The organism is Candidatus Methylacidithermus pantelleriae, from assembly GCF_905250085.1.
GTDB lineage: Bacteria > Verrucomicrobiota > Verrucomicrobiia > Methylacidiphilales > Methylacidiphilaceae > Methylacidithermus > Methylacidithermus pantelleriae.
This window is the reverse complement of sequence record NZ_CAJNOB010000009.1, coordinates 26,545-45,686: the sequence shown is the minus strand read 5'-3', so window position 1 is coordinate 45,686 and position 19,142 is coordinate 26,545. Positions and strand designations below refer to the sequence as shown.

12 protein-coding genes and 4 pseudogenes are annotated in these 19,142 nt (G+C 56.7%); all 16 read left to right on the top strand.

Features of this window, described 5'->3' with window-relative positions; genetic code table 11:
* Window positions 1-336, top strand: a pseudogene (locus KK925_RS03710) (IS1634 family transposase); the annotation flags it as partial.
* 153 nt (window positions 337-489) lie between these two features.
* Window positions 490-723, top strand: coding sequence for a PIN domain-containing protein (locus KK925_RS03705; protein WP_174583042.1), 234 nt, complete (start codon window positions 490-492; stop codon window positions 721-723).
* A gap of 5 nt (window positions 724-728) precedes the next feature.
* A pseudogene (locus tag KK925_RS03700) lies at window positions 729-1,023 on the top strand (BPTD_3080 family restriction endonuclease); the annotation flags it as partial.
* Between the two features lie 66 nt (window positions 1,024-1,089).
* Window positions 1,090-1,353: a DUF4258 domain-containing protein gene (locus tag KK925_RS03695; protein ID WP_174583041.1), complete on the top strand. Its 264-nt coding sequence runs from the start codon at window positions 1,090-1,092 to the stop codon at window positions 1,351-1,353.
* Window positions 1,350-1,562: a DUF2283 domain-containing protein gene (locus tag KK925_RS03690; protein WP_174583040.1), complete on the top strand. Its 213-nt coding sequence runs from the start codon at window positions 1,350-1,352 to the stop codon at window positions 1,560-1,562. The genes KK925_RS03695 and KK925_RS03690 overlap by 4 nt, the downstream gene beginning before the upstream one ends.
* A 19-nt stretch (window positions 1,563-1,581) precedes the next feature.
* Window positions 1,582-4,421: pseudogene (locus KK925_RS11400) on the top strand (BPTD_3080 family restriction endonuclease).
* Window positions 4,418-5,828: pseudogene (locus tag KK925_RS11120) on the top strand (type I restriction enzyme endonuclease domain-containing protein); the annotation flags it as partial. The pseudogenes KK925_RS11400 and KK925_RS11120, both read left to right, overlap by 4 nt.
* Window positions 5,829-6,410: 582 nt before the next feature.
* On the top strand, window positions 6,411-7,034 hold the full coding sequence (locus KK925_RS03635) for a transposase (protein WP_174582549.1): 624 nt from the start codon (window positions 6,411-6,413) through the stop codon (window positions 7,032-7,034).
* A 354-nt stretch (window positions 7,035-7,388) separates the two neighbouring features.
* A complete protein-coding gene (locus KK925_RS03630; protein WP_174583039.1) occupies window positions 7,389-7,604 on the top strand; it encodes a hypothetical protein in 216 nt (71 codons plus the stop codon).
* 359 nt (window positions 7,605-7,963) lie between these two features.
* On the top strand, window positions 7,964-9,340 hold the full coding sequence (locus KK925_RS03625) for a mechanosensitive ion channel family protein (protein WP_214096262.1): 1,377 nt from the start codon (window positions 7,964-7,966) through the stop codon (window positions 9,338-9,340).
* 240 nt (window positions 9,341-9,580) lie between these two features.
* Window positions 9,581-12,931, top strand: coding sequence for a glycosyltransferase (locus KK925_RS03620; protein ID WP_214096261.1), 3,351 nt, complete (start codon window positions 9,581-9,583; stop codon window positions 12,929-12,931).
* Window positions 12,932-12,942: 11 nt separating this feature from the next.
* The gene (locus tag KK925_RS03615; RefSeq protein ID WP_214096260.1) at window positions 12,943-14,061 is read left to right on the top strand and encodes a glycoside hydrolase family 26 protein; all 1,119 of its coding nucleotides are present in this window, start codon (window positions 12,943-12,945) and stop codon (window positions 14,059-14,061) included.
* A gap of 925 nt (window positions 14,062-14,986) precedes the next feature.
* Window positions 14,987-17,524 (top strand): glycosyltransferase family protein, encoded by a 2,538-nt coding sequence (locus KK925_RS03610; protein WP_174583035.1) that lies wholly within the window; start codon window positions 14,987-14,989, stop codon window positions 17,522-17,524.
* A gap of 291 nt (window positions 17,525-17,815) precedes the next feature.
* A complete protein-coding gene (locus KK925_RS03605; protein ID WP_174583034.1) occupies window positions 17,816-18,058 on the top strand; it encodes a hypothetical protein in 243 nt (80 codons plus the stop codon).
* A 42-nt stretch (window positions 18,059-18,100) separates the two neighbouring features.
* Complete coding sequence (locus tag KK925_RS03600) at window positions 18,101-18,316, top strand: hypothetical protein (protein WP_214096259.1); 216 nt, start codon at window positions 18,101-18,103, stop codon at window positions 18,314-18,316.
* Window positions 18,317-18,388: 72 nt separating this feature from the next.
* On the top strand, window positions 18,389-18,595 hold the full coding sequence (locus tag KK925_RS03595) for a hypothetical protein (protein WP_174583032.1): 207 nt from the start codon (window positions 18,389-18,391) through the stop codon (window positions 18,593-18,595).
* Window positions 18,596-19,142: the final 547 nt, after the last annotated feature.

Sequence of the window (19,142 nt, the reverse complement as noted above, 5' to 3'; positions counted from 1 at the left end):
GAGGTCGAGCAGGCCTTTTGCGCATTAAAAAGTTACCTCGAGGTCCGGCCGGTCTACCATTGGCGGCCCGACCGTGTCCGCAACCACGTGAGGATCTGCTTTCTGGCCTATTGGATGACGGCTCGTTGGGCCGCCGAGTGGAGCAAGCTCGGTGTTGTTGAACACGTTCCTGCGCTCCTGCGCCGCTTCCAGGCAATCCGCCTCGGCGTTCTCTCCGTGGAAGGCAAGCCGATCGTTCGCCTTTTGAGCAAAATTCCTCGGGAACTGAATCGGCTCCTGGAAAAACTTCGTCTGCTCCCGCTCCTCTCCCAGCCTCCGGCCTGGGCAGCAATGTAGCCAGTAGCCGAAAGGCCTGTCATTCCGCATCAAGGATTTACGCCGCTACTCAATGGAAGTCAGGCTAACCGCCAGCTGGTGGTGAGCGATTTTCTAAGACTGGAAGTGCTACCTAAACCGACGTTTCATAAACGGACGCAAGAAGTTCAGTTTATGAATGCGGTGTTGGGAAACGCAGCGGAAAATGTGTCTTCCGATTCCAAGGTGACAGAGAAGGCGATAAAACTCGCTTCCGTCTATGACGTCGCACCGATGGATGCTCTCCATATTGGCGCCGCAATGACTGCCAAGGTTGACGAGTTTGTGACTCTGGAAAAGCCAACGAAACCGATATGCAAGGTCTCGGAAATCAAAGTAAGGTCCCTGCACACAGATATTGATGGATAATGACGATGGTCCGGACCACCATTGATCGGCTTATTATCAACTCGCCCTATGAAGAACCCAAGCGCCACTGGCGCTACGACCGGGAGACACGCACCTTCGAGTTGGTGGAAGGCTGCCGCCCGGCGGGCTATGCGGTGGCCACGCCGACTTCGAAGTCCTTCGACGACCCCGGCATCTTTGTCGAGGTCCCACTGGTCAATCAGATCCACCCGCGCGTCAAGGCCTGGTGCGAAGCGGGGCTCCCCAAGCGTTACCAATATCACCAAACGCCTGTTGGAATACTGGCACAGCCCAGAGAAGCCCAACACACCGCGCTTAAGATCGTGGACGCCCGCGGCATCGAGAGCCTGAAGGTGATTGGATTGGATGACTGATCAAACGATGGATTACATTTTGACGCAACATGCGAGGGATGTGCTTGCGAAGCGCCAGATCGAGATCCACTGGATGGAACAGGTGTTGACTGCGCCAGAAGTGATCGAGCCCGACCCGGTAGACCCGAATCTGGAACATCGGCTTGCGCGCGTTCCCCAGTTTGGGGATCGCGTGCTACGTGCCATCATCAGTAGCAAGCGAAAACCGCCTCTTGTGGTGACGGTACTCTTTGACCGAAGGAGGACCATACCATGAAACTAAAAATCGACCAACAAGCGGATGCACTGTATCTTGCGCTGAGCGAGGCGCCGGCAAGCCGATCCGAAGAAATCTCGCCAGGGATCGTCGTGGATTACGATGATCAGGACCGCGTGGTCGGGATCGAGATGCTGTATCTGTCTAAGCGGGCGCCAAAAGCCGATTTTCACCGCCTGCTGTTCGAAACCGTCCCGGAAATCGCTTAAGACAGTGAATGGCTTGATGATGGCCCGAACGACCATTGACCGCCTGATCATCAACTCGCCTTACGAGGAGCCAAAACTCCACTGGCGCCATAATCGGGAGACGTGGACCTTCGAGTTGGTCGAAGGTCGCTGGCCGGCGGGCTATGTGATAGCCACGCCGGGTTCGAAGTCCTTCGACGACCCCGGCATCTTTGTCGAAATTCCGCTGGTCAATGAGACCCGCCCGCGCGTCAAGGCCTGGCGCGAGGCGGGCTACCCGGGCGTCACCAGCATCACCAAACGCCTGTTGGAACACTGGCGCGATCCGGAGGAGTTCGATACGCGGCGCTGTTTCTTCTGCCAACTGGAGGCGGTGGAGACGCTCATCTGGCTCACCGAGGCGCCCGCCTCGGAGCGCGTTGGCATTGAGAAATACCCGGTGATGGCGGCGACTTTGTGCGGCAGTGCTGTAGGATGGCCACTGGTTCCGGTAAGACCCTCGTGATGGCGATGGTGATCGCCTGGCACGTCCTCAATAAGGTGGCTAACCCACAAGACCGCGCGCTTTTCCAAGAACGTGCTCGTCGTTGTGCCCGGACTGACGGTGAAGAAGCGCCTGGAAGTGCTCTATCCCTCGGCAGAGGGCGATTACTACGAAACCTTTAATATCGTGCCCTCGGCCCTGCTTGACAAGCTGCGCCAGGGGAAGGTTCTCGTGCGCAACTGGCACGCGCTGGCCTGGGAGAGCGAAGAGCAGCTCAAGAAGCGGAGAAGCGTGGACAAGCGCGACGTCAAGAGCGACGAGGCCTACACCCGCGAAGTCCTGGGCGAGATGGCTAATGCCCGCTACCTCCTGCTCATCAACGACGAAGCGCACCACGCCTGGCGGGTGAACTGGGAGGCGGAAGGCAAGTACCTTCACCAACGCGATCTCAAGGACAGCGCCGAGGAGGCCACGGTGTGGATCGGCGGGCTGCACCGGCTGCATCGCACCCGAGGCATTCTGCGCTGTTACGACTTCTCGGCCACGCCGTTTGCGCCCTCGGGCAAGAGGACCAGCGAGGAGGCCCTCTTCGGCTGGATCGTCAGCGACTTCGGCCTGAACGACGCCATTGAGTCGGGCTTGGTGAAGACCCCGCGTGTGGTGGTTCGCGACTACGCGGTACCTGACGTCAAGACGTACAAGTCACGTTTCTACCACATTTGTAACGACCCCGAGGTCAAGGACGACCTCAACCGCCGCGCCAACCCCGAGAAGCCGCTTCCCGACCTGGTACTGAACGCCTATTACCTGCTCGGCTACGACTGGCGGGAAACACGGAAGAAGTGGAAAGAGACGCAGTCTACGCCCCCGGTGATGATCACCGTGTGCAACCGCACCAAGACAGCGGCGCGGGTGAAACATGCCTTCGATTCTCGGCGCATCCACATTGATGAGCTGTGCGACCCGGAGCGCATCCTGCACATTGACTCGAAAGTGCTCGACGAGGCGGAGGCGCAGGAAGAGCCCGCCGGGCATGTTGAGGCGCCCGTCGAGAACGCGGATGGCGAGGAACAGGAAGACAACTGGCGGGTGGAACGCATGTTGACCAAGGCCGACCAGGCGGAACAGCTGCGCCAGAAGGTGGACACGGTGGGCAAGGCCGGGCAGCCCGGCGAGAAGATCCAGAATGTCATCTTTGTCGGCATGCTCTCCGAGGGATGGGACGCCAAGACGGTCACACATATCATGGGCCTGCGCGCCTTCACGTCGCAGCTTCTGTGCGAGCAAGTCGTAGGGAGGGGCCTGCGGCGCACTTCCTACGAGCTGAATCCGGCAACGGGGCTGCTCGATCCCGAGTACGTCAACGTCTTCGGTGTGCCGTTCACGTTCCTGCCGCACGAGGGCGGTGAGGACGGACCTCCGCCTCCCCCGACGCCGAAGACCGCGGTCGAGCCGGAGCCGGCCAAGGCCGAATTCGAGATCCGCTGGCCAAACGTCGTGCGCATTGACCGCGTCTTCCAGCCCACGCTGGTGCTGGACTGGGACAAGGCACAAACGCTTGCGCTGGACGCGGCCCAGACCGCTTAGGTTGCGGAACTCGCCCCGATCCTGGAAGGCAAGCCCGACGTCACCAAAATCAATCGGGTCGAGCTGGAACGGCTCGCACGTGAGTTTCGTACCCAGCGCATCATCTTCGAGACCGCGCGGGACGTGTTCGACCAGATGAAGCACACCTGGCAGGGCAGTCGAGAGGTCTTGCTGGCACAGTTGGTGCGAATCGTCGAGCAGTTCGTCCGCTCCGATCGCATCGCCATCTCGCCGCCGCTGTTTTACCAGGACGAGCTGCGCCGACGGCTGATCATCACGCTCAACATGTCGCGCGTGGTGCAGCATGTGTGGGAGGCGGTGCGACAGGAGAACACCGAGCGCCTGATGCCGGCGTTCGACCGTGACCACCCGATCCGCTCCACCGGAGACATGCGCACCTGGTACACAGGCAAGCCGTGCGAGCGGACCCGCAAGTCGCACATCAACGTTTGCGTCTATGACAGCACTGGGAAGCTTCGGACGCATTCGTGCTCGACAACAGCAATGCTGTGAGCGCCTGGGTCAAGAACGATCACCTGGGCTTCGAGGTGCTATACGTCTATCGAGGCGTGGTTCGGAAATATCGGCCAGATTTTCTGGTGCGTTTGAAGAATGGCGACATGCTCGTTGTGGAAACCAAGGGCGAGGACACGGAGCAGCGCAAAGTAAAGCGCCGCTATCTCGACGAATGGACGCAGGCCGTGAACGCGCACGGCGGGTTCGGCCAGTGGCGTCCGGCTGTCGTGAGGAACCCTGGAGAGATTTGCGACATTCCCCTTGGTGCTTCGCCCACCACATCGCCTTCGTAATCGCCGGCGAGGCCCACCGCAGCCAGCGCGACTTCATTGACGGCTTCGCCCGCCACATGCGCGATGCGCTGCCCAATGCCTCGTTCACCGGCTTCACGGGCACGCCGCTGGAGCACGAGGACAAGAACACCCGCGCGGTCTTCGGCGACTACATCAGCGTTTACGGCATCCAGCCCGCCGTCGACGACAAGGCCACCGTCCCCATCTACTGCGAGGGTCGCCTAACGATGGACGCTGACAAGCCGATGCGTGCCCATGGGCTCATGCAGGCCATCGCCCGGGTGAACCGGGTCTTCCGCGACAAGCCGGGGGGCTGGTGGTGGACTACCTGGGCCTCGCCCGCGAACTGAAGGCCGCGTTGGCGACCAACACCGAAAGCGGTGGCAGTGGCCGCACCGCCATCGACCAGGGCGAGGCCGTGGCGGTCATGCGGGAGAAGTACGAGATTTGCTGCGACCTCTTCTACCGTTTCGACTGGTCACGCTGGGCGACCGGCACGCCGCAGGAGCGCCCGGCGCTTCTGCCGCCCGCCCAGGAGCACATCTTGGCCCAGCCTGCCCGCCGCGACGAGCACCTGTCTGCGTGCGGGCACGCACAGGCAGGCGGCGCCGGCAGGGAGAACGGCAAGAACCGCATCGTCCGCGCGGTGCACGAGCTGTCGCAAGCCTTCGCGTTGGCGGCACCGCACGAGGAGGCCCTGGCGGTCCGCGACGACGTGGCCTTCTTCCAGGCGGTCCGGACGGGGCTCGCCAAGCGCGCACCCTGTGAGGCGCAGCCGAAGGCGGAACTTGAGCACGTGATCCGATAGATCATCTCCCACGCCGTCGCACCAGAGGGCGTGCTGAACATCTTCGCGGCAGCGAGGTTGGAGAAGACGGATATTTACATTCTTTCCGACAAGTTCCTCGCCGAAGTGCGTGGCATGTCATAGAAGAACCTCGCGGTCGAGCGACTGAGGAAGCTGCTCAAGGGGAAAATCGGCTGGCGACGCCCCAAGAACGTCATCCGGGCGCGCTCGTTCGCCGAGATGCTGGAGGAGACAATCCGTCGATATCAGAATCGCGCGATCGAGGAGCTGATCGCCTTCGCCAGGGAGATGCGCGAGGCGGACCTCCGGGGTGAGCGGCTCAGTCTTTGCGAAGGGGAGCCGGCGTTTTAGGACGCGCTCGAGACCAACGACAGCGCTGTCAATGTGATGGGTAACGAGACGCTCCGTGGGATCGTCGCCCAGCTGGTCGAGACGATCCGGCGCAACGTTGGCATCGACTGGACGGAGCGCAAGAACGTCTGGGCCTACTTCCGGCGGCTGCTCAAACGGGTGCTGAGGAAATACGGCTGTCTGCCCGGCAAGCAGGAGAGGGCATGCAGAGGGTACCCGAGGAGGCGGAGGTGCTGTCCGAGCGATAGATAGCCTAGCAGGCTGTGTGGAGATTCTCGGTAAGCTGCCATGAATTGGCTCGGGGGTGTTGAACCCCTTCGGCCATGGAGCCGTTTAAGCCATACGTGCCGAATCAGGACTGCCACGTGCCTTTTCCCTGGGGACTGGCTGTCCCCGGACCATTTGACCCACTTCATCGACGAGGTGGTCGACGGGCTTTGATCTGTGCGCCATCTTCCCCACCTATCAAGGCGGAAACCGGGGCCAGCCCCCTTAGCGTCGAGTGATGATGGTGAAGGTGTGGCTCTAACGCCTAGCCCCAGAACATCCGCTTTTCCCGCCGGTTGGAGCGGGCCCTGCACGAGGACATCGCCTTGCGGGATGCTGTCGCACAGTTATCCGTCGGACCACGGGACGCTTTCGGCATTGCGCCGGCCAGAGCTCGAGGCCCGGGAGAGAGCTATTCATCCGGACGTTCCAGCTGGGCCAGGTGGCGCTGGACGGCACCAAGATCAAGGCGTAGGCCTCCAAGCATGGCGGCCATGAGCTACGCCTGGATGCAACAGGAAAAGCAGCGGCTGCGGGAAGAGATTGCGCGTTAGTTCGCTCGGGTGGAGGCGAAAGATCGGGAAAAGGACCGGCTCTTTCGGGGAGACCGGCGGGGCGATGAGTTGTGGGAGAGTGTGCGGACGGTTGAGAAGCGCCGGGCAGAGGCGGAAAAGGGCGGCCGGACGTACCGGCTTCGAAAGGATCCCAAGCAAACCAAGGCCTCGCCAAAGGCACAGCGGAACTTGACCGACCCGGACTCCCGGATCATGACGGAGGCCGAGGGGGGCCTTTCGGGGTATAACGTCCAGGCGGTGGTCGATGCCGAGACGCAGATCATCGGGGCGGCGGACCTCATCAACCACGCGGCCGATACTCCGCAGCTATTGGCCATGGTCGACGAAGTCGAAGCGAACATGGGTCGACAGTCTGAGGCATTGCTGGCCGATGCCGGGTACTTCGACACGGTGCCCATTGAAGCGCTGCAAGCTTGCGGGATTCGGGTCTTGATTCCGCCGGACAAGATGGCTCACCGCCTGCATCGTACTGGGTCCACCTCTTGCGGCTTGCCCTCCCGAGGGCGTCGTGCTGCGGGAGCGGATCCGACGCCTCTTGCGGTCGCCGGAGGTGCTCGAACGGTACCGCCAGCGGGAACCGTCGCTGGAGCCAGTATTCGAGCTAGTCAATGAGGTGCCGAGGTCTTCGGCATTTTTGTTGCAGGGCCTGGAGTGGGTCTGAGCCCTTTGGCGGTTTCGACTGTGCGGTGCACAACCTCAACCTCTTGAAGCTCTATCGGGCCAGAGTGCGGTTCAGACGCACCGCTCCGACGTCCGAGATGAGTCCCCAGCGGGTCCAGGAAAGGGAATGGGCTTTCCTTAGGAGCGGCGTAACTCCGCATGTGGCAGCCTCATCCGCACCATGAGCCACTGCTCTCCCTCGCTGTCTTCAGGTAGCCGGGCGAAAACCTACAAAGACTGCTAGCGGGCTCGTCGGCCTAGGTGTTCAAATGATGCCGGGAATCCTTAACGGACAGGTAGGGGACCATGCCAGTAAGGAGATCAAATGCAGAACATCATTGCTCCAAGCCCAAAGCTCCTGTAGGGATTTGTGTGGATTTGGGGAAGCGGCTCAATGGCCAGGGGCATTGGCTTGATCATTGGGAGACCGAAGTTTTGTCGGTAGCTCGTAGTAAAGAACTCCAATTCCTCGTCGGAGTGTGTCACCGGAACTACGAAGCGAGCCAGTCGACAGGAGGGTGACAAGCGCAGAAGAGGCTTCGCCAAGAAGCGTCTCAACCCGCGTGTCGGAGGAGCGACAAATAACGACTGGCCTAGAAAGTATGCGGTCCAAGAAAAACGCTTCTTTTCGGTTTGTGCAAAGATACGATGTATTTGGGACTACCAAAAGCGTTTCTGAGCGAAGGGATTTGTGAGGACAAAGGATTCAAGCGGGAAGCTTTATGGGAGATGCCAAATAAGCGAGCATGAGGAAAAACACACTGGGGAAGATCGGACAGCGAGCGGCCTTGAATTGCGATCTTTGGTTTTCTCTCTTTTTTCTCCTCTTAAATTTAAAAAGCCAAGCTTTTGCGATGGATTTCTAGGATCGATCGCTCTTCGTGGCGTTCGTGCAAACTCTAGCCAGTAGAAAGCTTGTGAATACCCTGGCGATTACCCTCCCGGCTTCGGTTCCATGGCTCCTGGTGGCGATAGCACTCGGGATTTCGTTTGCTTTGGCCTTAGCTTGGGTTTGGCTTGTGACGCACTGGCGGGTTTCGACAAGAGAAGGTCTTCTTCAGCAAATCCTTAGCGTTTGCTCCCTCCCTGGAGCCTTTTTTCTTTTTTCTTTGGTTTTTCTTTTCCTTTTCCGGCTCGGCGCCGTGCTATGGGAGCTTCCACAAACTGGGCTCATCCGGCGGGTGGAATCCCTGGCGGATGGAGCCAGTTTTCTTTCGTTTCTTTGGGTTCTCTTCGCAGCCTCGGAAGTAACCCGGCGATGGTGCCTCACCCGAACTGAGGGTGGATCGACTTCTTTTCGCGTTCTCCTGGCAGTAGGAGCCTACACCCTTCGGTACGCGGTTTTGGTTCTCGGCGCCTTCTTTGCCATTGAGGCGTTTGTACACCATCCGTTCTGGCGGCCGTTTCTTGAAAAAATTGGTGGCATTGGCGTCATTGTACTTGCTGCTTACGCGGGGATTCGGGCCATTGATAAGACGGCGGCGCTCGTTCGCAAACGCTACCCCTTGGAACGCGAGGAAGACCCGACCGCACGGCGCATTCATACCCAACTGCAATTTTTTGAGCGGGTAGGGGTAGGCGCAGTTCTTTTCTTAGCCATTGTGAGCATTCTTATGCTCTTTGAACCCCTCCGAAAGGTGGGATGGAGCATTCTGGCTTCCGCGGGAGCAGCCGGGTTGGTCGTGGGATGGGCCGCACAACGGACGGTAGCCAACCTTTTTGCCGGCTTTCAGATTGCATGGACACAACCCATTCGGATTAACGATGTGGTGGTGGTCGAAGGAGAGCAGGGCCGGGTCGAGGAAATTACCCTGACCTATGTAGTGATTCGGCTGTGGGACGAGCGCCGGTTGATCTTGCCTTTATCGCAATTTGTGGATAAACCGTTCCAAAACTGGAGCCGCAATTCGGGCCATCTTCTAGGGACGGTCTTTCTTTATGCAGACTACACTGTCCCGGTGGAGGCGATCCGTGAGGAGCTTCTACGGATCCTCCAGCACCACCCTTTGTGGGATGGGAGGATGGCCAAGGTGGAGGTGACAGATGTCAAGGACTGGGGGATGGAGATCCGCATCCTTTTGAGCGCAAGCAGTCCAGATAAGCTCTGGGACCTTCGGTGCGATGTTCGCCAGAGGTTGTTGCGCTTCCTGCAAGACCGGTTTCCAAGCTCGCTTCCCAGATACCGTGCTCTTTTGGCATCTGGGGCCGAGGGGATCGCTCGGTGGCTAGAGCCAAAAGAGGACACATCTAAGCCCTAAAGCGGTTTCTTTTGGCAAAAGAGGCACAGTTCCAAAATAGGATCGGTAGGAGTAACTAGAGGCCCTACAGGGATGGCTACCGCCTCCCATAACTGAGAGAGGTTCAAAAAAAGAACCCAAAAAGGGTTCTCTTTCCCTGGGGGGGCCGGCAGTAGTGTATTTGGCTTGGTTTTGTAAAGAACGGTAGACCAGTTGCCCTTGTGCGCGCTACCCTATTGTGACCGCTACGTTTCGAAGTCCATGGATTCCCCAGAAAGTTTTGTTTTTGCCGATCCTCACGGTCGGCGATGGTCGAGGCTCAAGAGAGTCTTGGTCCTTGTTACTGGACTTCTAGTTGCGGCGGTAGCACTTTTCGTCCATTCGCTTTGGGTTACTCCTTCGCTCCCGCTGCCTAAGGAAATTGAGGCCTGGAAAAAAACCATTCGCGCCTTGCGAGAGAAGACTCCCGAAAGCCGTCTTTCGGAAAAGGATCGGGCCTGGCAGCGTTTTCTAGCAAAAAGGTGGACTGGGGGTCGTCGCAATCGAACGGCCATCCCGCCGGTCCTTTCCGTACCGCAGGTGGAGCTCCATGTGGCGTTTCTGCCAGCAGGTGACTCTGTCGGCTGGGAATCCCTAAAGAAGCATGGTCAAACGTTAACCCATCTCTGTCCAGAATGGTTATGGGTGCGCGGGTTGCAAACGGAGCTGGTGGTCCAGCCTGACCCTCGGGTGCTCACGACTGCTTCGGCTCTGGGCTTGCATCTTTTGCCAGTTCTTTCCAATAGCGGAGAGGGGGCTCCGGATCCAGAGGCGATTGAAGCCTTGGTGCGTGCCCCGCAGGAGAGGTGGGACCAATTCATTTCTCAGATTCTTGCGGAACTGGATAAGCTTCGCGCTCAAGGAATCGTCCTGGACTGGGAAGGACTGGATCGTGCCGACCGTGACCAGTATACGCGTTTCGTAGAACTTTTGGCGGCCAAGCTTCACGAAGCAGGAAAGGAACTGTGGTTATGCGTCCCGATGGGAGACGGTATCCAGGCATGGGACCTCAACTTCCTTTCCAGCGTCGTAGACCGGTTCGTTGCTCGATTACACGACGAGAATTCTGAAAAGGATCCTCCCGGGCCAATTGCTTCGCAGCCTTGGTTTGAGGGATGGCTGACCGTGGCCTTGGGCTATGGGAGACCGGAACAGTGGATCACGGTTTTGGGAACGTATGGATACGACTGGACCGAGGGAGAATCTGAGGCGGATACGATCCGTTTCGTGGATGCCATGGTGCGGGCCAAGCAAGCCGGGGTTACCCTCTGCCGCTCGGAGCGGCCGCTGCTCAATCCCCATTTTGTTTATTCCATCGGCGGACTGCGACACTCGGTTTGGTTTCTCGATGCTATTACGTTTCTCAATGAGCTTCAGGCAGCTCGGGAAAAGGGTGTTGGAGGCATCGGTATTTATCCGCTAGGGGGCGAGGATCCTTGGATTTGGGACCTTTTGCGCGTTTCTCCAGGCTCGGACCCGGATGCTACCCTGTGGCAAGCGCTGCAGGAACTTTCCCCCGACCAGACAATCGCCCACCTTGGGGAAGGCGAGTTTCTTACAACAGAAATAGAGTCAGTTCCGGGGCACCGGATCCTTCGTGCTGCCGGGCGCAATCAAGTAGAAGTGGACTATGACCGTTTCCCTTCGTACCCGACGCTCTACCACGCGGGAGTTGACCCTACCGACCATAGGGTAGCGCTCACGTTCGATGATGGTCCCGATCCCAAGTGGACGCCTAAGATTTTGGATATTTTGAAAGCCAAACATGCCCCTGCCACTTTTTTCGTAACAGGGGTCCAAGCGGAGAAATATCCCGGTCTTGTGCATCGTATCGTCGCCGAGGGCCATTTACTGGGTAATCATACCTATACCCATCCGGATCTTTCAGTTGTCCCTCGCGAACAGATCGTTTTGGAACTTAACGCTACGCGGCGGCTTATTGAGTTTCTGACGGGACGTTCGACTGTGTTGTTTCGTCCTCCGTATGACGCCGACACACGGCCGGATGATCTGCGGAAGCTCCTCTGCATCGAATTGGCTCAACAAATGGGGTACATCACGGTGTCTAGTGGCATCGATCCAGAGGATTGGAGCCGGCCGCGATCGGAAGTCTTACTTAGACGGGTTCGCCAGGCGCGACACTTCGGCAACATCCTTCTTTTGCACGATTCGGGGGGCGATCGATCCCAGACCGTGGAAGCTCTCCCAAGGATCATCGATTACCTTCGCGCCCGGGGCGATCGAATTGTTTCCCTAGAGGAGCTGGTGGGCCTGGCTAGTTCGGATGTCATGCCTGTAGTCTCCCAGCAAGGTGGTGCCGGGCAGTGGGTGAGCGGAATCGGGTTTGTTGTGTGGCGATGGTGGAAGATCATAAGCCTGTCCTTCGTGAGTATTGCCACTGTTATGGTTGTGGCTCGAACGGTTCTCCTTGTGGCTCTTGCGTGGTGGTCGGAAGCGAAGAGGCCAAAGAAAAAGGGGGCCGCCTGCCTGGAGACCCGTGGTGTGTCGGTCGTCATTGCTGCCTACCGGGAGGAGGCGGTCATTGGCCGAACCCTGGCTTCGGTTCTTCGGAATGGGTATCCAGGTCCCTTGGAACTGATCGTGGTAGACGATGGATCGACTGATGGCACTGCTCGGGTAGTGCGCCAAATGAGCCAAAAGGATTCCAGGGTCCGGCTCTTTCAACAGCCGAATCGAGGGAAAGCCCATGCCCTCCAACTTGGTCTGGCCAACGCCCGTTACCCCTGGCTGGTTTTTCTCGACGCGGACACCCAAGCGGAACCCGGAGCTTTGGCGCGGCTCGTTTCTTCTCTCGATGACCCGGGGATTGGAGCCGTCTCGGGACATCTCAAAGTGGGAAATACCCAAAAGTGGCTGGGGCGGTTCCAGGCCCTTGAATACCTTTGTGGGTTCCACTTGGAACGGAAGGCGTATCGAATCTGCGATGCCATCACGGTGGTTCCTGGGGCCTGGAGTGCGGTCAAACGCGATGCCCTTGAGAAAGCGGGTGGGATCCAAACCGATACTGTAGCGGAAGATACCGATTTAACTCTTCGGATCCATCAAACCGGTTACCGGGTGGAGTATACTCCCGAGGCGATTGCATGGACGGAGGCCCCAGAAACGTTTTCTGGGCTTCTTCGACAGCGTGTCCGTTGGGCTTACGGCACGCTACAGTGCTTGTGGAAACATCGGGAACTGCTCTTTGATCGAAAATTGCCGGGTTTGGGGTTTATAAGCTTGCCAAGCGCGTGGTTCTTTCAAGTGATCCTCCCAGCTCTGAGTCCTTGGATCGACTTGGCTTTTCTTCTTTCTCTGGTCTTTGGTCATGTTCCGCTTTTGCTTGCCGGATATTGCGCGGCCTTTCTTCTTGTTGATTTAGCAACGGCTTTGCTGGCGTCCTGCTGGGAAAAAGAACCCGCTAGAATAGCGTGGCGGGTTCTTCCTATGAGGGTTGTGTATCGTCCTCTTTTGGCTTTGGCGGTATGGCGCGCGATTGCCAGGGCATTGCGTGGGGCCTGGGGAGGATGGGGGAAGCTTGAAAGAAGGGCGACTGTCCTGGTGGGAACCTAGAGCGCAAGCCTGTGAAAAGGTTGGCGGGTATCCTAGGGATTGTCTTGATCGGGGGAGTCTATTCCTTGGTTTCCGCTGCCCAAGTACCTGCACTTATCCCTCCGCCACAGGGTGCCTACACGGGTGCCTATATCGATTTTGGAGAAACGGAAGACCATGTCACGCTGGAGAGTATTTTGGGCTTTGAGGAGCTCGTGGGTAAACACCAAGCCATTGTAGCTTTTGCGAACTATTGGGGAGAAAATCGCTTTCCCAAGGAAAGCCTCCAGATCATCTACGCCTACGGCGCCATCCCCTTGGTCTACTGGTCCCCTTGGGGTCCTCCTTACGAGCAAAATGGTCCTCCAGGAAGATGTGATCTTCGTCGCATCCTTCACGGACAATGGGATGCCTACATTGATCATTGGGCACAAGAGGCGCGTGCCCTGGGCAAACCTTTGCTTGTCGCTTGGGGGATTGAAATGAACGGGACCTGGTTTCCATGGTCGGGTTGGTTCTACGGGAGGGGAAAACCCTTTCCTGGTAAGCCGGGCGCCTATCGAGGACCGGAGACATACAAAGCGGCCTATCGCTACGTGGTCGATCGAGTGCGTTCCCAGGGTGCATGGAACATCCAATGGGTATTCCACGTGAATAATTACTCCTATCCAGACCATGTGGATTGGAATGCTTTTGCCGCGTACTATCCAGGCTCCTCATACGTGGATTGGTTAGGAATGAGCGCCTATGGGAAGCAGTTCCCTGACGAACCATGGATCACTGTTCCCGACGCCTTTGATTACCCCTACGATCAACTGTGTTCACTGGATCCGGCTAAACCCGTCATCTTTGCGGAATGGGGCGTTGGGGAGTTCCCCAAGGCAGGGAGCAAAGCCCGGTGGATTTCGGAGGCCATGGAAAGGATGAGCTGGAAATATCCGCGTCTCAAAGCTGCTATTTTCTGGCACGAACGATGGGAAAACGAGGACGGTACCTATTCGAACCTCAAAGTAAACTCAAGCGAAGAAGCTTTGGAAGCGTATCGAAAAGGAGTAAGTTCCCCTTTTTGGATTAGCTGGCCGATCGTAAGTGATTCCCCCGGTTTTGTTCGGCCCAGTATGCACGCGCAAAGAAACGTCACCGTCCCTTAAGGCATGGAAGTCCAGGGGTGCAAAGTTAAAGTTGGGTGGGTCAAACACTTGCCTTGACTCATCGAGCCTGTGCATGGCGATAAACAGTGGATCGCAGGCTGACAACCGGAGGCAGACTGAAAGGCTACTTGGGGAAGTATCTTGGCCGACCGGCTTTCAAGCGTTGCGTAAGGGGCATGTCTACCCGCGCTTGGGTGAGCACTAGGCGGAAACGGGGGTGGAGGCAATTTCAGGATTGGGAACTATGGCGTTTCCTAGCCGTGGGCGTTGCTTGTGGACTCCGCCCCTTCAAATAGATGGCGAGAGGGAAGCATGACCAGGAGGTACTACCGAAGACGCGGTGGCGATTAAGCTTGATCCACTGAGTGCAATAGGATCACCATGGGCTTCCTGGCGGCGCTTCTTTCCATGTAAAGATGGGGTCCTTTGAAGCAATGGAGCGCGCAATGGAACCGCCTCGTTTTGCTTTGTCGTTGCTAATGGGGCGATGGTCGTCTTTGGGGGAGGATAAAAGAGAAGTGTGAATCTATTACCTTCATTGCGTGTGATGCCAGCTCTGGCAAAGTGCCAGTGTGCGATAGAGAGTGCGCTCGTGAAAATGGCTGTGCTGTGAAAGCTTATTAGGCGTCCAAACTTTGGGGCAAGACTATTTTTACATTCAACACCGTGACCATGCGGGTTGGTCGAAGGGCCAAGGCACGAAATAAAAGGGACCTTCAGGGGAGATAATGGGATACGGAGCTATGGCATGCGCGCTTGGCCAACCCATTGGTGTGCTGCGAGGATGATGGATGGAACGATCCGAAGTAGCCAGCTGAGAAAAAATGTGTAGCGGGCTATCGGGACATTGACAAATCCAACGCTGAGCCAGGGGAGCTGAACAGGACGGGAACACATGTACTTGAGGAGATTACGCGAAATAAAAATGGAGCACAAACGTGCTTTATACCCTCTTCTAAGCGCGTTCTGGTTTTTCGGTCTTACTATATTTATGCTCTATCCGCTTTCGCTTAAGCTTTCGACCTATGCTAGAGAAACCGGGGACACTCTTTTAAATACCTGGATTCTCGCTTGGGTGACTCGATCATTAGTCACGGACCCGTTTCATCTTTTCCACGGGAATATTTTCTATCCGTTTCCTTACAGCGTAGCTTTTTCGGAGGTGCTGGCTGGCGATATTCCTATTGCGGCTCCAGTTCTCTGGTTAACAGGCAACCCCTTACTTGCTCATAATGTTGTCCTATTGATGTCGTTTTTCCTCTCTGGCTTTGGTACCTACCTGCTCGTCCGGTTTTTGACGGGAAGCGAAGTGGCGGCGATTCTAGGGGGAACAATCTTTGCGTTTGCGCCGTATAGATTTGCCCATTTATGCGGGCATGTCCAGATATTGACAACGCAATGGATGCCTTTATCCCTTTTCTTTCTTCATCGTGCTTTTGTGAGCGGCCTCTGGAGGGACTTTTTTCTTTTTTCGGCGTGTTTCATTCTGCAGGCACTTTCGTGCTTTTACTATGCGTTTTACTTTGGACTTGGCGTAGCGCTTTTCGTTACGTATTTCCTTGCGACCGCGTGGAAGGAAACTGGATGGGATCGGGTACGGAAGTTTGCCGTCGCCTGTGTGGTGGTGGGTATTTGTGTAGTTCCGTTTGGTCTACCGTATTTTGAGGCCCAAGAGGAATATGGCTTCACGCGGACCATTGAGGAAGCGAAGTTCTATTCTGCCCACCTTGTGGACTACCTATTGCCACCGCCCGAGAATCACCTGTATGGCCGGTGGATATCGCGGCTGTTGAGGATCTTGCCGGGTGCTGAAAAATGGTACAGGCAGTGTGGTGTGGAGCACTGGCTTTTTCCAGGGATCGTAGCTCCACTTTTAGGTTTAGTCGGTTTGCTTTCTTTCCCTCGAATAGAAAACGGCACTTTGACCGTGGAAGGGCAGAGGGAGCCGAGCGTGTGGTTGCATTGGAAGGCTGGTGCGACGCGAAACCAGGGATACTATCTCTTGCTAGCGGTCTTTGCGTTGGTCATGTCGTTTGGACCTGAACTACAAATTGCCGGTAGGCAAACCGGCGTTCCCTTGCCGTATCGTTGTTTCTACGAACTAGTTCCTGGATTTAAGGCTCTTCGCTGCCCGGCTCGCTTTGAGGCGCTACTTATGCTAGCGTTGGCCGTCCTTGCCGGGTACGGAGTAAGGAAAATCCTGGGAGGCTTGTCCCGATTGTCTACCGGTTGGGGAGCGTGTGCCGCTTTGTCGGGTGGATTAATAGGGCTTGTGGTACTCGAATACTTGTCTATTCCCGTGCCAGTTGTACGTGTGCCCACAGGGCCCGAGGTACCCCCAGTGTATCGGTGGCTTGGTCAGCAGGAGCAGAGTACGGTAGTGGCTGAGCTACCGGCTGACATAGAACACAATTTTTGGTACATGTATTTTTCGACGTATCACTGGCGCAGAATTGTGAACGGATATTCGGGCTTTGTTCCTGACCAGTTTTTCGACATTCAGGAAAGATTAGGATCCTTTCCGGAACGAGAAAGTGTTGACCTTCTGCGTGCGTTGGGTGTGGATCTAGTTATTGTTCACGGTGATGGTTATTCTGGGGAGCATCGGGAGGCATTGGAAAACGCTCTGGAGAATAATCCTGAGCTAGTGTTGGTTCAGCGTTTTGGCGGGGACAGTGTTTACCGTATTAAGCGTGAGATTGGTGCACAGCCTCAGGCTAAAATAGATGTTTCCTTGCCGAAAGTCGTGGCTTGCAAGCAACTCGTGGGTATCCCTGTTATAGTGAAAAACTTAGGTGAGCGGGCTCTATTTTTCTCTCCGACCGAAAAGCTTTTTACTGTGGCGCGATGGAGCGGAGGGCAAAGTTTGGAGGAACATGTCTGGACACATCTTCCCTTGGTGGTACCAGCTGGGCGAGCACAACAGGTATTTGCGAAACTTTCCTCACCTGTGGAGATGGGCAAGTATTTTCTGGAACTCAAGATAAAGATGGGCGGTGCGAAAGGAGAAACTTCTTCTCCCGTTGAGGTGGTGAGCTCTTTACCGGACACTTTGGGAAAAACGGGTCACCTGGCGGTAGTGGGTCCCTGCAAGCTTCCTGAACAGGTGGCTCCTGGGTCCACGTTTGAGTTTAGCTGTGAAGTGCGAAATGTCGGGCACTCAGTTTGGCTTGCACAGACCCCTTCTTCTCCAGTCCGAGGTGGGGTTAGTCTAGGGATCCGAAGATGGCGGCATGTAGATGGAGGGGATGCGGTCGCGGCCAATGGGCAACCCCTTGAAGCACGTGCCCATCTTGCTCAAGCCCTTTGGCCGGGGCAATTCGCAATTCTTGCGGGCAAGGCCCAAGCGCCATCTACTCCGGGCATCTACACTGTAAAGCTGGACATGGTCAGTGAGTGGGTTTCCTGGTTTGAGGATATTAAGGCCAGTTCCGCCCGAGAGGTGCAAGTCGTGGTCAAATAGCGATCGGTGACACTGGCACCAGTGCACTGTCGCAGCGAGCGATCACCAACGAAAGCGAGGAGCGGATGTGTTAAGCACCTGTGAGAGCTCGGAATGTGTCTCCTGCCTCAAAGAGAGCTAACTTAACCTCTCCAGGTTTTTTGACCTCCTGAGTGGCAAGGCAAGAACTTATGGAAAACTGTGTAGGGTCGATATGGTAGTTTGTGAAGAAAACCTCACTTATAGCGAGGGTGGCTCTTGTAGGTTGTAGGCATCTATGTCCCGGAGGTCCGTGGGTATCGCAACGGGAAGGTGTACCGGCAGGTGGGGGTTCGGCCGTCCTACTGGGTGGGGAAAAACGTGAAGACAAGGAGTTGGGCCAATTTGAGCCGGCCGCCGGTCGAAACGCAAAAGATTGTTGGCACGAGCTTAAAAGGGCAGAAGCTTGTCCCCCTAGAGGGCTCAGAGATGGGGGAGGCGTTACATGATGTGGCCTTTGGGATACGGAGGACGTGTCGCGAAGATGAGGTCTGGAGGAGATACTTGCAGGAGTGATGAGATCGGAGCCAAAGCAGCGGTTGATTAAAGCGATCTCTTTTGGAGCGGATTGTTTTGCCTCTCCGTAGTGTGCGTTGCGGGAGAAAAGCGAGGGGAAGGGTGTGGGGGACGGGACTATGCGGGGTGGAGGAAAAAGGACTTGGAGGAAAAGGGGCTTTACCGGGTGAGGCATGGGTGAAACCGGGTTTGGAGCTGGGTGGAAGAGAAGCTCTATTGCGAGGATTCCCTGTGGGGAACGAGTTTTCTCCTTTATGATCTATCCCGTGTGTACTTTGAGGCGGCGAGGGCGGAGGGACGGGCCCGTTATGGGCACAACCGGGATGACCGATGGGATCGGCGGCGAGTTTTTCTTCTCGATTGCGACCTATGCACAAGGAGTTCCGATTTCTTGTAAAGATTCTGGGGGAAAACCGGGCGGATTCGAACACGCTTGTGGGGTTGCTCGTGACACTCCAACGACGGTTGGGGATCCAAGAAGGAACCTTTGTTTTTGATGGCGGAAAGAAAAATCCGGTGGAACTTGGAGGCGCTTGAAGGAGAGAGAGCTTCCGTATGTCACTTGAGCTAAGAGAGGCCAAGCTCCAATAGCTTTTTCTCGCCATCTTCCCAAAAGATCGGGAGCTTTGGCTTACCGGCCGGAGTTAACTCATGGAGGTGGAAGGCAATAGTGTTCTTCGATAGGTGTTTTGTCGGAAAAAAATGGCGTAGGCCTCGAGCGATCGGGGCCCGGCGGCAAAGCTGGGTGGCTTCTGCCAAGGAGATGCTGGCCGAGATTCCCAGAGAGATCGCGCAAAGAGCCGATCCGGTCACACTGGGCAGCCCGGTCGGTTGGGGGGTTCTCTTGCCCTCAAGCCCATAAATGGTTTAGAGTGGGGGTCGACCCTGAGCGCCGCTTCTGGTGGAAACGTAAAGAGAGGAGCGGACCCCAGAAGAGAAAGCGATCTACGCCTGGTAGCTCCTTGGAGACTTCTCTCCCTGCGCCCGAAGCTTCCCCCCGAAGCCATTATATAAAAGCGGCTCGCCCGAGGTTCGAAACTGGCCTTTTCCCAGCTCAAAAGCTCCCTGGAAGTCCGTCCCGCTA